Below are 12419 nucleotides of genomic sequence, written 5' to 3' on the forward strand. Positions count from 1 at the left end.
TTTCTCTTGCGCTCGTTCGATATCTTGCTACAATACGCTCCATCAAAACGAGATGGGTCGTTAGCTCAGTTGGTAGAGCAGCGGACTTTTAATCCGTTGGTCCCGCGTTCGAGTCGCGGACGACCCACCACTTATTTTGATTCCTGATGGGTCGTTAGCTCAGTTGGTAGAGCAGCGGACTTTTAATCCGTTGGTCCCGCGTTCGAGTCGCGGACGACCCACCATCTTTAAGCTTTATTTAAAAGCTGTCATAATGTGAAAGCATTCTAAATGGGTCGTTAGCTCAGTTGGTAGAGCAGCGGACTTTTAATCCGTTGGTCCCGCGTTCGAGTCGCGGACGACCCACCATTTATTGCAAAACATCTTAAAATATCTCCTTGAGCACCGCTCTCCGCATCGCTACTAGATTTTCATAGCAAATTGATAGCGTCAAATTTCATTGCAAATTATTGATCTTTAATTAAACGATATGCTTGTGTTGGCATCGGATAGCCTGCTGCAAATAAGTGTTGATTCATTTGATTATCTAGATCTAAAGTTCGATCCAAATTTAGAATAAGATTCTGTTGTTTATCGATCCGATAATAAAATTCTGCCCCCTCTTCTAAATGCACCACCAACTCAGAATCTTCTGGGTTCACTGACCATGTATCACGTCGATAAGTTTGGATATTACTGTCTTCAGCCATTTTTTCACTAAACAGCTTTCCTGTGTAAACAATACTCCGATAGGCAGAACCATCAGCAGCCAAAGTCAAAATATATTCTGCTGCACCTTCAGAGCATTGTACGAAGTCATCTTTACAGGAAATCTTGACATGATAGCGTCCCACATAAGGGGCTTGCTCATCAGTTGAATCTTGTTGCACTGTTGATGCCGCCTCGTTAGGTATACTCGCCTGACCCGCCACTTCCGTTAATTTCTTGCCTGACTGTGGCGGATGGGCAGCAGATGTAGGCTGTTCTTCAGCAGCAGATGCTATTTGGTCAGCATTTGGGGGTATTGAGCGATTACACGCAGCCAAAATTAGACTGACACACAAACAAGCCAGTAATGCCCCACCTAACTTCGGATGAAGTCTTACACTTTTCCATTTCATCACGTTAATACACAATCCACATTCATTTGACCGAGCACCCAAAGGGTAAAAAATGTTATCGCGTCATTTATCCTTAAATTCAGCAATAGCATTGTAAGCGCCTGTATTTACTTATCAAAAATAAAGGCATCTGTAAATTTGATCACATTTTATGTAGCACACGGCTTAGCGCCTATGTTTATTTACATAACTTAACTATTTTCGTGCTGGCTTTGCTTTAAAAATTGAATTGCATCACCATTTATTAACTATGGGTTTGCAAGATACCCCTCATTCAATTTTTAAGGAGACCTGAATGGCCAATGTTGGTTTATATCGTTCGAATCGCCAAAATATAATTGCAGGTGTTATGGGCGGTATTGCTGAACGTTTTGGTTGGAATGCAAACTTATTAAGAATTATTTTCTTTTTGGTTTCCGTCATGAGTGCCGCATTTCCAGGTATTTTAGTGTATTTGATTTTATGGCTAGTCATTCCGAAACGGGTAGAAGCGATAGATTCAGATGCATCGAATTACCACCGCCCTATACGTACTGTAAATAACAACAAGACACCATTATAGGTTTTAAACAATATCATTTGACCTACCATTTTGGTCGCTACGGCTTTTTCCCCAAAGAGTCGTAGCTTTTTTATTTAGCTCACTTATTTTTGATTTTTCAATTGAATTAATTGCTGGTTTAATGCCGCAATCATATCTGCACGACTAATCATTCCCACCAATTGTTGTTGCTCAACCACAGGAATGTAGTTAAACGAACGCTCTACAAAGTACGGCACTAAATCCTGAATTGGCTGACTTGGCTGTACCGTCACCACTTGTCGATTCATAATTTGTTTCACCTGATGTTCCCAACTGGCTTTTGGGTCGGCAGCACGTTTAAACCATTCCACGACTTCATACAGTGCTAAAGTTCCTACCAAATGGTTGTCTGCATTGACTACGGGTAAGCTCATCAAGTTCACTTGTTTAAACTTATCTAAGGCTAAATGAATATCATCTTGCTCATTGAGCATCAGTACATCTTTAGACATTAGATCTTGGCAAGTCAGTTCATTCACTGTACGTGCGTTGGCAATTTCCTGCGCCTTGAGAATAATCTTTTGTAAATCATATTCACTGATGTCGAGCAACTGTGGCTGATGTTCCAACACATTGTGAATATCTTGCGGCTGAATGGTGACTTTTTGGGTCGGTGTCGGATCGGTGGAACGTGAGTTTAGCTGTGCTGTTTGCGGATATTGGCGTCCCAACATTCGGTTAAAGATAATGGCGATAATCAAGAGCAATAATGAATTCAATAACACAGGATAGGCAATAAAGGCATAACCTAACTCATGCACACTTTTGCCACCCAACACCGCAGTAATGGCGACAGCACCACTGGGTGGATGTAAAGAATCAGTGGTCATCATCAAAAAGATCGACAACGCCACCGCAATACTAAATGCTTCGGTTAAATTCGGCATATATAGCGCGCAAGTGACGCCTATAAAGCCTGCCAAAGTATTACCAATAATCATATTCCATGGCTGCGCCAAAGGACTGGCGGGGACAGCAAATAGTAGTACCGAAGATGCGCCCATTGGGGCAATGTACCATGCATTTATATCACCCAACACCCACCAACTAATAAGCGAGGAAAGTGCTAAGCCCAATAATGCACCTAAACCACAGAGCATTCTTTCCTTTAGCGGTAACACTTTAAAATTAGGTTTTAAGGTATTTAACCATTCAAGTTGCATATGAAACACAGCCGCCCTTCTACTTTTTTGCACTTAACTGGTGCAAAATTATACGTGGTCTTCCCAATAAGATGCATCTATTTTATATCTTATTCTTATGAGTAATTCTGTTGAACAACTTGTTAAATATATTGCTGTAACTGTGCAACCCGCTCAGCATACTGCTGCATTGGACAATACGCATACATGGGCGAACCAATATACTGTCCAGCATTCTCACACTCTTGATCAACATAGGCTTTCCACAACCGCTGCGACTTTAAAATGGCTTGATAGCGTTCAGGTTGATACCACTCCGCACTTTGTACCCGAATTTGATCGAGTAATGCCACAATTTGCTTTTCGTAGCCTTGTTTGGCTTGATCCGCGCAAATTTGTACCACGCTATTGTTAATCCCTGCCAGTTGCTGCTCTTGAATGGTTTGCTCAGCACATTCGCTATACGGATCCGATTCAGTCGTCGGTTGTTGGGCACACACCAACCCAATAGAGCCAAGAACCAATACACTGGTGGATAGAATAAATTTCAGCATGACTTGTCACTTTTGTTGTTATAAATTGTCGTCAATATAACAAAATGCTTGATGATCGCCTAATCTACACAATTGATCTTCAAGCTTTAAAACTCGAATTTGAAGATTCGAATTTCAGCAGTTCATCTTATCTAACCGTGTTCAAGCCATAGCAAATACATACACAAATTTTAAATTGATGATTCAAGCTGAACCCTTTGCCACTCCCCTGCAAAATCCTTATACTTAGAGCCAATTTTTCTCTAATTTTTAATGGATGCACCATGAGTCGCGCCATATCGCATATTGATACATTTCAAGGCTTAATTCTTGCCTTACAAAACTACTGGGCTGAACAAGGTTGTGTGATCTTACAACCTTATGATATGGAAATGGGGGCTGGGACTTTCCACACAGCAACCTTCCTTCGCGCTTTAGGGCCAGAAACTTGGAACGCGGCTTATGTACAACCTTCACGTCGTCCAAAAGATGGGCGTTATGGCGAAAACCCAAACCGTTTGCAACACTACTACCAATTCCAAGTGGTGTTAAAACCAAACCCAGACAACATCCAACAGCTTTACCTTGACTCGCTTAAAGCCATCGGAATTGACCCACTGGTTCACGATATTCGTTTTGTCGAAGACAACTGGGAATCTCCAACACTGGGTGCTTGGGGCTTGGGTTGGGAAGTTTGGCTCAACGGTATGGAAGTAACTCAGTTTACTTACTTCCAACAAGTCGGTGGAGTTGAATGCTACCCAGTGACAGGTGAAATTACTTATGGTCTTGAACGTTTGGCCATGTACTTGCAAGGTGTAGACTCGGTTTACGATCTTGTTTGGACCAAAGGTCAATTTGGTACAGTGACCTATGGCGATGTATTCCATCAAAATGAAGTAGAACAATCGACTTATAACTTTGAATATGCCAACGTTGAAAAAATGTTTGAATTATTCGATTTCTATGAAGCGGAAGCTACGCGCTTAATGGAAGCTGAACTTCCACTTCCTGCCTACGAACAAGTGATTAAAGCATCACACAGCTTTAACTTGCTCGATGCACGTGGTGCGATTTCTGTAACTGAGCGTCAACGCTATATTTTACGCGTGCGTACTTTGGCACGTTCGATTGCACAAAGCTATGTGGCTGCTCGTGCGAAACTCGGTTTCCCAATGGCAGAACCACACTTACGTGATGAAGTATTAGCTCAACTTAAAGCTCAGGTTGAAGCGGAAGCGGCTCAAGCAGAAAAATCAGCGGAGAACAAATAATGTCTAAACATACCGTTTTATTTGAACTTGGCTGTGAAGAACTTCCCCCAAAAAGCTTAAAAACTTTACGTGATGCCTTACAAGCTGAAACCGTAAAAGGCTTAAAAGATGCTGGCTTGGCTTTTGATTCTATCGAAGCCTATGCTGCGCCACGTCGTTTGGCATTGAAAATTATCAATGTAGATGCAGCGCAAGCAGACACGCAAAAACGTTTTGATGGTCCTGCTGTACAAGCTGCTTATGATGCTGAAGGCAAGCCGACCAAAGCACTTGAAGGCTTTATGCGTGGTCAAGGCATTACCGCGGATCAAGTTTCTACTTTCCAAGCAGGTAAAGTTGAAAAAGTCTGCTTCTTGAAAGATGTTAAAGGTCAAAGCCTTGATGCTTTACTGCCACAAATTTTACAAACCGCTTTGGACAACCTTCCAATTGCAAAACGTATGCGTTCTGCGGCAAGCCGTACTGAATTCGTGCGTCCTGTAAAATGGGTTGTGTTGCTTAAAGATAACGATATTGTTGATGCAACCATTCAGGATCACCAAGCAGGCAATGTGACTTATGGTCATCGTTTCCATGCGCCTGAAGCGATTACTTTAGCCAATGCAGATGCTTATTTAGATGCACTTCGTGCTGCGAAAGTTGTGGCGAATTTTGAAGAACGCCAAGCGATCATTGATCAACAAGTGAAAGCACTTGCGGATGAAGTCAATGCAATTGCGATTGTGCCTGCGGATCTTCGTGACGAAGTGACCGCATTGGTGGAATGGCCAGTTGCACTTCGTGCCAGCTTTGAAGAACGTTTCCTTGCTGTGCCTCAAGAAGCATTAATTACTACCATGCAGGACAACCAAAAGTATTTCTGCTTGGTCAATAGCGATAACAAGCTCCAGCCTTACTTCATTACCGTTTCAAACATTGAGTCTAAAGATCCGTCTCAAATTATTGAAGGTAATGAGAAAGTGGTACGTCCACGTTTGTCAGATGCTGAATTCTTCTTCTTACAAGATCAAAAGCAACCGCTTGCGTCTCGTAAAGAAAAACTGGCGAATATGGTATTCCAAGCACAATTGGGTACACTTTGGAACAAATCTGAACGGATTGCCAAATTGGCTGTAGCCCTTGCGCCAATTACAGGTGCAACCGTTGCCGATGCTGAAAAAGCAGCACTGCTTGCAAAGTGTGACTTAACGTCTGAACTTGTAGGTGAATTCCCAGAACTTCAAGGGATTGCGGGCACTTACTACGCACGTCTTGAAGGCGAAAATGACGAAGTGGCTGAAGCTTTAGGTGAACAATATCTTCCGAAATTTGCGGGTGATGTTTTACCGAAAACCAAGACAGGTACAACGATTGCGCTTGCTGACCGTTTAGACACGCTCACAGGTATTTTTGGTATTGGTCAAGCGCCTACAGGTTCTAAAGACCCGTTTGCTTTACGTCGTTCTGCGATTGGTATTTTGCGTTTAGTGACTGAAAACAATCTTGATGTTTCGATTGAAGAACTCATCAAGTTGGCTTTGGCGGCTTATGGCGATGTATTGAAAGATCACGACAAGACTTTGGCGGATGCTGTTGCATTCCTAGAAGGTCGTTACCGTGCAAAATATGAAGACCAAGGTGTTGCTGTTGACGTGATTCAAGCCGTTCAAGCGTTGTCGCCAAAATCTCCTCTTGATTTTGACAAGCGTGTGAATGCGGTCAACCACTTCCGTAACTTGCCTGAAGCTGCTGCTTTGGCTGCGGCAAACAAACGTGTTGCCAACATTCTTGCAAAAGAAGCGGCACCAGAAGGTTCTGTAGTTGAAGCGAAATTGGTTGAAGATGCAGAGAAAGCATTATTCGCTGAACTTCAAGCCATTACCCCAATGGTTGAGCCATTATTGGCTGCGAAAGACTACACCGAAGCACTTTCTAAATTAGCTACCCTTCGTGCACCAATTGATGCCTTCTTTGATGGCGTAATGGTGATGGCTGATGATGCTGACCTGAAAGCAAACCGTTTACGTTTATTGGCTCAGCTACGTGGCTTGTTTACCAGTGTTGCAGATATTTCAGTGTTGCAGCATTAAGCTCAATAATTGAATTTCAAACAAAAACCCGCTATAAATTAGTGGGTTTTTTTATAATGAAAAATTTATGTCTTACTCGAATGAAATAATTGAAAATGTAAAATATCTAAGAACGACAAATGCAAATGAAGCAGAGACTAGAAAAAAAGTTATAGATCTTATTTTAGAGGAGGTCTTGGGCTGGAGTTCTAGGGACATAGCTTATGAAGAAAAAATTCAAGAGGATGGTAGTACTAAATATGCAGATTACATTATTAGTAATGCGAATTACTCCTTATTAGTTGAAGCTAAGAGAATTAACATAGGTTTTAAGTTACCTCAATCTGCTCAACCTAGATTAAATAAAGCTTTTGTAAAAGAAGACGTAGGTTCAGCTATTATTCAAGCTAGGGACTATTGCAGACAAAAATCAATTCCGTTTGCAATGGTAACAAATGGTGATCAATGGATAATTTTTCCTGCATGTCGTACCGATGGCGTTAGTTTTGAAGAATCTACAGCTATTATCTTCGATAGTATTGAAGATGTCCTTATCAATCGAAATGAATACTTTAAAAGTTTAGTATCTCGTAAAGGTTTTCTTGAAGAAAATCTAAAAATTGAGTTACTTGGAAGAACGATCGATCAAATCGAAGATAGAAGACTAAATAAATTCTTCAAGGGTACTTCTTCAAATCTGAATCCCGTTTATCCATTTATCGAAAGTGAAATAACTCTAGCATTCTCAGATTCTTTAATTACTACTGATGCTGAACTTTTGGAAAAATGTTATGTAAGTAATAGTGATCGACAAAAATTTGATCAAAAAATTCAAATGCATTTACAAAAAAAGGAAGCAATTTTTTCTAAAAATATTATTAGACCATTAAGACCTAAAGAGTCAAAGCTCTTTAATAAAAAAATTGAAGGCACATCTCAATTGAATAGACCTCTTGCAATACTTCTTCTTGGTAGTGTTGGATCAGGTAAAAGTACTTTTTTGGAATATACATATAAAGTTGCAAGCCAATCTTTTTTTTCAGGAGGTCATGAATATAACCCCCAGTGGATAAAAATTGATTTCAGAAATTATTCTGCTCAAGAAAATTCATTAGATTTTATTTATAATAATATATTTGAAATAATTACCGATGAAAATTATCCATTTAATGATAATGAAAAGGTGATATTAAAAGCATATCATCAAGAAATTGAAGCGTTAAAAAAAGGGCCGCTAGCTCTTTTTGGTTCGAAAGAAGAAATTCAGAAAAAAATTGCTGAGAAAATTTACAATGATTACCAAAATAAAAAACCATACATTGATAAACTGTTAAAGTTTTACTCATCAAAATCTCCTGTTTTTGTAGTGATTGATAATGTAGACCAATTTGAATCGGAAGAAGTTCAATCTACAATATTTTCTAACTCAATTGCCTTTGCTGGAAAATTAAATATAAATCTTATTATAGCAATGCGTGAATCCACGTATATCAATCATAGAAATTCACCAACTTTCGATGCTTTTGACTTTGACCCAATTTTAATTGAACCACCCGAGATTTCTTCAGTTATCTCAAAAAGATTTACCCTAGCAGAACAATTATTACAAGGGAAAAAATGTTCGTTTACATCGTTAAATGGTGCAAAATTTGATGTTAACAATCTAGCAGATTTTATAAGTCTAACTAAAAGTTCCGTTTTAGGAACAGAAATTGGAAATAGAATTGATGTACTCGCTAACCATGACGTACGCTTAGCACTTAGAATGACCCGTGAGTTTTTAGCAAATGGATACACCGATCCAGCCAAAGCCATTAACTTCCATCAAACAGGAAAACCCTATAAATTGCCGCCACATGAAGCATTTCGTTCAATTTTATTAGGAAATAGATCTGTATATGATGAAAGTTATTCTGTAATTGGAAACCCCCTAGATTCTAAATTAAATCAAAATAATTCAGAACTATTAAGATTATTTATTCTTGCAGGTTTAGTGAGACAGTACTCACTAAATAGCTCAGTATTTATTACGGCAGAAGATATAAAAAATGCTTTAGCAGAAATTGGTTTTAAGGAAAATATTGTTTTACAAGTACTCAAAGATTTATGTGAAAAAAGATTTATCCATACAAAGTCACATAAAATAGCAGATATGCAGAGCAGTTTTTATCCTAGCCGATTAGGCGGACATGTCATAAAAGTTCTATTAGGAGATTTAGCATTTATTGAAAATATTTTAATGGATACATTTATTAGTGATAATGAAATATGGCACAATTTAAAACAACTGAGTGAGCAAGTTTCATATGAAAGAAGTAATATTGTTAAAAGGTTAAAAATTCGTATAGAAAGAGTTCAAACTTTTTATACTTATATGCAAAAATTATATTCTCCACTTCTTGAGCAAGCTAAAATTAGAAATTTGGAAACTATTTGGCTTACAAATCCTTTGGAAGAAGCCCAGAAAGATTTATATGCAAATTGTGAAAGGGCAATTACTCGTGCCACACAAAACTATGGCTAACTTTATAAATTAATATTCCACTTCTATTCTAGATAAATACATTATGAACCTAACAAATCTTTAGCAAAACAGTTTGTGCAGATCAGGGCTATCAGACTTGGAAGCCTGCGCAGGATATAAAGTCTGCTTAAAACCTATAGGATTTTTACTTTCATTTCCCTATACTCAAGCTAACAACACTCAACAAAAAAGAACGTTAATATGAAATTAAAAACACTTTTACTTACGGGCTTCACTTGCGCAGCACTCACAGCATGTACTTCATCTCCTAAAATTCCACAACTGGAAACAGGTGTACTACAAGAAGTTCAAAACCTAGATGTATATCCAGACACAACTGACAATAAAGCCAAACTCACCAAATTTATTGACAAATGCGTCATCGAATTTACAGGGAATTTAGAAGCAGGCAAAGTCATTGAACAATGGTCTTTTAGAGGCAATACCCTCATTACAGGTAGTACAGCAACATTCGAGAAAGATGGTACCAGTCAAGCCAGCAATTTCGACCTGAACAATGCCCAAGTACAGCAAAATTTCATTAAATTACGTAAAAACTTCGCCAAAGATGCTGTTGCGCAATGTAACTAAGCAACACAGAGGCTTTGCATCCATATGATGCAAAGCCTTTAAAAAATATTTAAAATTCAAAACTATAAATTCATTTCCTACAATATCCCTGCACTTACATAAGTTTGCCGATATCAACAAATGGCAGCATTTAGATACATCAACACCCTCTAGCAAGCATGTATCTCTACAATCTTGTAGCGAGTGTTAAGCTGTTGTACTGAACTGTGTAAGTTTCATCTCAAACGCCAAAATGCATATTGAATCTGTTTATGATGCCTCACACATCCCCTCCCAATAACGGGTGCAATGATAGAGGAAAATCCAACATGAACATGATAAAAACAGCATTCATGAGTACCGCATTTTTTGCTTCTGCTTCAGTCTTTGCCAATGTCGCAGTCAATGGACAGGTCAATGCCTCTGCCGAAGCACAAAGCAATACTCACGGTGTATTACACAACATTCATGAAGGTGTAACGACTTCTGCCAAGAAAGTCGGCAATGGTTTAAGCACAGCAACAGAAAATGTTGGACATGGCGTTCAACATACTTCTACCCAAGTTGGACAGGGACTCAGCACAGCATCCGAACGCGTCGGTCAAGGCATTGAAAATGGTGCTCAAAAAACTAAATCTACCAGTAAAGCAGTATGGAGCAACACTAAACAGTTCAGCGCAGAACAAATGAAAAATGCAGGTCAAACTGCAACCAAAGCCAAAGACTACAGTGTGGAAAAAGCCGAAAGAACCCAAGCCTATTTGGGGCAAAAAATGCAGCAAGGTAAAGCAACCACTCAACACACTTGGAACAAAACCAAAACTGCACTCAGTACAACTGCACAGGCAGATGTGAACGCACAGGTGGGCGTGCATACCCCTATTACCAAAACTCAGGTTGGGGTTTCATCACAAACGGCAGTGAACACAGCACAATAATGCTACCAATCCATTGGTGTAGACACATTTTTAAACCAAGCAGTACTTGGGCATTCAATGAAAATTCTTGACGTCCGATGGGATACAGCAGAATATGAGGTATCCATTCGATCATGACACTATGCAAAACATGCCAGCCTACAACATGTTTTCTGCAACATAGTGCAGAGCAATAGAGGACAAAGTGCATGCAATTGATAAAAGCCGCCTTAATTTCCAGTACGGTGTTCGTGGCTATGACTCTATCTGCCCATGCTGCAGAAAGTGGCAAGAAAAAAGGCTATGGAGATAATCCAAATATTTTTGAAGTGCTGGGGCAAAAAACCTTAGATACCGCCCAGGATGCTGCCAATGCTGTGGATCGGACGACACAAAAAGGCATTGCCAAAGTCAGACCGAAAGTCGCTGGCACTTGGCAGGAAACCAAAATCTATAGTGAGGAGCAGACTGAAATCGCCAAAGAAAACTCACAGAAAGCCGCCGCTACAGTCAATAAAAAATGGAATGAAGCCAAAGCCAGTGTTTTAGGTGATCCTAATAGCCCGCCTGCTCCCATCGAATCGCACCCACTGAGTCAATCCAGCACTTCCCCTGCTCAGAATGGACAACTGAACTAAAACTATTTTAAAAAATAAAAAAGCGCAGCCGACAGACTGCGCTTTTTTCATTTTTAGTCAGGCAACTTGGCGAATTGGTTGTCCTTGCTGAAAGGCAGTCACATTTTCCACCATCTGCTGCACAATACGCTGTCGTGCATCAACACTGCCCCACGCACTGTGCGGAGTGATAATTAAATTTGGAATATCTGCTGCCAATAGCACATTGCCATCTTTCGGTGGCTCTACTGTTAATACATCGGTCGCAGCACCTGCAATACGCCCTTCACGCAAAGCCTGTGCCAAAGCGGCTTCATCGACAATACCCCCGCGCGCGCAATTAATCAGAAAGGCGCTGGCTTTCATCAATTCAAATTCATCCGTACTGATTAAGTTACGGGTAGAATCGGTCAGTGGGCAATGCAGTGTGAGAAAATCCACCTGTGGCAATAATTCAGACAAAGGCAAACGACCTTCACGTTGTGGGCGATCAGGTAAAGTAGCAATCAAGACTCGCATATCAAAGGCTTGCGCCAGTTTGGCCACGGCCTGCCCTAGCTCACCATAACCCACAATGCCCAAGGTTTTACCCGCAAGTTCCACAATCGGAAAGTCCAGTAAACAGAACTGTTTTGAGCTATTCCATACGCCTTGCTTCACCGCATGGTCATATTTCAGCAGTGAAGTTGCCAATGCCAACATCAAAGCCAAAGTGTGTTGTGCCACCGCCGAAGTGCCATATCCCTGACAGTTACACACCACAATGCCCTGTGCTTTGGCTTGAGCTAAGTCGACATTATTGGTGCCCGTGGCAGAGATTAAAATCAGTTTTAACTGTGGGCATTGCTGCATCACTTGTGCAGAAATCTGTACTTTATTGGTGATAATGACCTGTGCATCTTGCACGCGTTGTAGTACCTGATCGGTTGATGTTGCAGGATATAAAATCAGCTCATCAAAAGCGGCAGTTAAGGGTCTCAGATCCAAATCATGCTGATCTAAAGATTCCACATCTAAAAATACTGCCCTCATCCCTTGCTCCTGCTGTTATTTTCCATGACTCATGTGCAGCTTATTAAAAGCCAAAGCAGGTTTCGGTTCAAGACATACA

At 40.2% G+C, this 12419-nt stretch carries 11 protein-coding genes and 3 tRNA genes; 10 read left to right on the forward strand and 4 right to left on the reverse strand.

The window, feature by feature from the left end:
• Positions 1 to 54 precede the first annotated feature (54 nt).
• The 3 genes from M5E07_RS14235 (at position 55) to M5E07_RS14245 (ending at position 348) form a co-directional block, all read left to right on the forward strand.
• Positions 55 to 130 (forward strand) — tRNA-Lys (locus M5E07_RS14235).
• An 18-nt stretch (positions 131 to 148) separates the two neighbouring features.
• Positions 149 to 224 (forward strand) — tRNA-Lys (locus tag M5E07_RS14240).
• Between the two features lie 48 nt (positions 225 to 272).
• Positions 273 to 348 (forward strand) — tRNA-Lys (locus tag M5E07_RS14245).
• Between the two features lie 98 nt (positions 349 to 446).
• Here the strand turns inward: M5E07_RS14245 and M5E07_RS14250 are convergent.
• On the reverse strand, positions 447 to 1103 hold the full coding sequence (locus tag M5E07_RS14250; protein WP_252220209.1) for a hypothetical protein: 657 nt from the start codon (positions 1101 to 1103) through the stop codon (positions 447 to 449).
• 292 nt (positions 1104 to 1395) lie between these two features.
• Between M5E07_RS14250 and M5E07_RS14255 the strand changes: the two genes are divergently transcribed.
• On the forward strand, positions 1396 to 1662 hold the full coding sequence (locus tag M5E07_RS14255; protein ID WP_116758709.1) for a PspC domain-containing protein: 267 nt from the start codon (positions 1396 to 1398) through the stop codon (positions 1660 to 1662).
• Between the two features lie 83 nt (positions 1663 to 1745).
• Here the strand turns inward: M5E07_RS14255 and M5E07_RS14260 are convergent, their stop codons facing one another.
• Together M5E07_RS14260 and M5E07_RS14265 are read right to left on the reverse strand one after the other, a co-directional pair.
• A complete protein-coding gene (locus M5E07_RS14260) occupies positions 1746 to 2846 on the reverse strand; it encodes an HPP family protein (RefSeq protein ID WP_434087816.1) in 1101 nt (366 codons plus the stop codon).
• A gap of 122 nt (positions 2847 to 2968) precedes the next feature.
• Positions 2969 to 3379, reverse strand: coding sequence for a lysozyme inhibitor LprI family protein (locus M5E07_RS14265; protein ID WP_252220215.1), 411 nt, complete (start codon positions 3377 to 3379; stop codon positions 2969 to 2971).
• A 263-nt stretch (positions 3380 to 3642) separates the two neighbouring features.
• On the opposite strand from M5E07_RS14265, the gene glyQ reads away from it, so the two are divergent.
• The 6 genes from glyQ (at position 3643) to M5E07_RS14295 (ending at position 11329) form a co-directional block, all read left to right on the forward strand.
• On the forward strand, positions 3643 to 4632 hold the full coding sequence (gene glyQ, locus M5E07_RS14270) for a glycine--tRNA ligase subunit alpha (RefSeq protein ID WP_116758712.1): 990 nt from the start codon (positions 3643 to 3645) through the stop codon (positions 4630 to 4632).
• Positions 4632 to 6701: a glycine--tRNA ligase subunit beta gene (gene glyS / locus M5E07_RS14275; RefSeq protein ID WP_252220218.1), complete on the forward strand. Its 2070-nt coding sequence runs from the start codon at positions 4632 to 4634 to the stop codon at positions 6699 to 6701. The genes glyQ and glyS overlap by 1 nt, the downstream gene beginning before the upstream one ends.
• A 67-nt stretch (positions 6702 to 6768) precedes the next feature.
• Positions 6769 to 9204, forward strand: coding sequence for a P-loop NTPase fold protein (locus M5E07_RS14280; protein WP_252220221.1), 2436 nt, complete (start codon positions 6769 to 6771; stop codon positions 9202 to 9204).
• A 201-nt stretch (positions 9205 to 9405) separates the two neighbouring features.
• Positions 9406 to 9795, forward strand: coding sequence for a hypothetical protein (locus tag M5E07_RS14285; RefSeq protein WP_252220224.1), 390 nt, complete (start codon positions 9406 to 9408; stop codon positions 9793 to 9795).
• Between the two features lie 308 nt (positions 9796 to 10103).
• Positions 10104 to 10712, forward strand: a complete 609-nt coding sequence (locus tag M5E07_RS14290; RefSeq protein ID WP_252220227.1) for a hypothetical protein — start codon at positions 10104 to 10106, stop codon at positions 10710 to 10712.
• Positions 10713 to 10900: 188 nt separating this feature from the next.
• Complete coding sequence (locus M5E07_RS14295; RefSeq protein ID WP_252220230.1) at positions 10901 to 11329, forward strand: hypothetical protein; 429 nt, start codon at positions 10901 to 10903, stop codon at positions 11327 to 11329.
• A gap of 57 nt (positions 11330 to 11386) precedes the next feature.
• Here the strand turns inward: M5E07_RS14295 and M5E07_RS14300 are convergent, their stop codons facing one another.
• Positions 11387 to 12340, reverse strand: a complete 954-nt coding sequence (locus M5E07_RS14300; RefSeq protein WP_116758720.1) for a 2-hydroxyacid dehydrogenase — start codon at positions 12338 to 12340, stop codon at positions 11387 to 11389.
• Positions 12341 to 12419 lie beyond the last annotated feature (79 nt).

Source organism: Acinetobacter tibetensis (assembly GCF_023824315.1).
Taxonomy (GTDB): domain Bacteria; phylum Pseudomonadota; class Gammaproteobacteria; order Pseudomonadales; family Moraxellaceae; genus Acinetobacter; species Acinetobacter tibetensis.

What these genes read in the sequence shown, in the direction of transcription:
- glyS (WP_252220218.1), top strand. Translation starts at nt 4,632, where the DNA reads ATGTCTAAACATACCGTTTTATTTGAACTTGGCTGTGAAGAACTTCCC.
- M5E07_RS14255 (WP_116758709.1), top strand. Translation starts at nt 1,396, where the DNA reads ATGGCCAATGTTGGTTTATATCGTTCGAATCGCCAAAATATAATTGCA.
- M5E07_RS14265 (WP_252220215.1), bottom strand. Translation starts at nt 3,379, where the DNA reads ATGCTGAAATTTATTCTATCCACCAGTGTATTGGTTCTTGGCTCTATT.
- M5E07_RS14295 (WP_252220230.1), top strand. Translation starts at nt 10,901, where the DNA reads ATGCAATTGATAAAAGCCGCCTTAATTTCCAGTACGGTGTTCGTGGCT.
- M5E07_RS14300 (WP_116758720.1), bottom strand. Translation starts at nt 12,340, where the DNA reads ATGAGGGCAGTATTTTTAGATGTGGAATCTTTAGATCAGCATGATTTG.
- M5E07_RS14260 (WP_434087816.1), bottom strand. Translation starts at nt 2,846, where the DNA reads ATGCAACTTGAATGGTTAAATACCTTAAAACCTAATTTTAAAGTGTTA.
- M5E07_RS14290 (WP_252220227.1), top strand. Translation starts at nt 10,104, where the DNA reads ATGAACATGATAAAAACAGCATTCATGAGTACCGCATTTTTTGCTTCT.
- M5E07_RS14280 (WP_252220221.1), top strand. Translation starts at nt 6,769, where the DNA reads ATGTCTTACTCGAATGAAATAATTGAAAATGTAAAATATCTAAGAACG.
- glyQ (WP_116758712.1), top strand. Translation starts at nt 3,643, where the DNA reads ATGAGTCGCGCCATATCGCATATTGATACATTTCAAGGCTTAATTCTT.
- M5E07_RS14285 (WP_252220224.1), top strand. Translation starts at nt 9,406, where the DNA reads ATGAAATTAAAAACACTTTTACTTACGGGCTTCACTTGCGCAGCACTC.